Annotated in this window: 1 protein-coding gene; it reads right to left on the bottom strand. The window is 76.0% G+C overall.

Features of this window, described 5'->3' with window-relative positions; all coding sequences use genetic code 11:
* A partial coding sequence (gene cobC / locus IY392_RS16950) for an Rv2231c family pyridoxal phosphate-dependent protein CobC (RefSeq protein WP_194861864.1) occupies window positions 1–926 on the bottom strand: 926 nt, incomplete at its 3' end.
* Between the last annotated feature and the right edge of the window lie 46 nt (window positions 927–972).

A 972-nucleotide genomic window follows, 5' to 3' on the forward strand; every position in this document is an offset into this window, starting at 1 on the left:
CCCCGGCCCGCGCGGAACGCGGCGGGATCCGCGCGGGCCGGGGTGCGTACCAGGACGAACGGGGCCTCGGGGGGCACCACGACCCTGATCCCTGCGGACTCGAGAGCGGCCACCATCGCCCGACGTTCGGCCATCACCTGCCCGCGCGCGGCCTCCAGCTCGCCCTCCGCCTCCGGACCCAGGCACGCCCGGATCGCCTCGAGCTGCAGCGTTCCGAGGGGCCAGTGGGGCCGGTCCGCGGCGAGGTCGGCCAGCACCCCCGGGTCGCCCACGGCGTAACCAATGCGCAGCCCGGCGAGCGCCCACGTCTTGGTCAGCGACCGCAGCACCACCAGCCCGGGGAGGCGGGCGCCGGCCAGGGTGTGCCCGGCCTCGTCGGACACCATGTCGCAGAACGCCTCGTCCACCACGGTCACCCGGCCCGGGCGGCACAGCGCCGCGACGGTCGCGCTGGCGTGGAGGACCGAGGTGGGGTTGGTGGGATTGCCGACGACGACGAGGTCGGCCTCCTCGGGCACGAGAGCCGGGTCGAGGCCGTACGGCGGCGACAGGATCACCCTGTGGACCTGCACGCCGGCCCGCCGGAGCTCGACCTCGGGCTCGGTGAACGACGGGTGGACCACCGCGGCGCGCAGGCCCCTGCGGGCGGCGTGGTCGGCGAGCAGATGGAACCCCTCCGAGGCGCCACCCAACAACAGGACGGCCTCACGACCCACCCCGTGACGGGCGGCGACCGAGGCGACGGCCGCCTCCACGTCGTCGGGTGTGGGGTACCCGCCCAGGTCGCCGAGTCGGTCGGCCAGCCGGTCCCGCAGCCACGCTGGCGGGCCGTTTCCTCGCACGTTGACGGCGAAATCGACGCCCCCCGGGACCAGTTCGGCATCGCCGTGGTGACGCAGCGCCTCCCAGGACGGGCCCTCCGGCAGATGGCGGGGCTGGGGGCCGGGCTGCGGTACGGGCCCACGTCCGTGC

This window comes from Dietzia sp. SYD-A1 (assembly GCF_015356725.1).
Taxonomy (GTDB): domain Bacteria; phylum Actinomycetota; class Actinomycetes; order Mycobacteriales; family Mycobacteriaceae; genus Dietzia.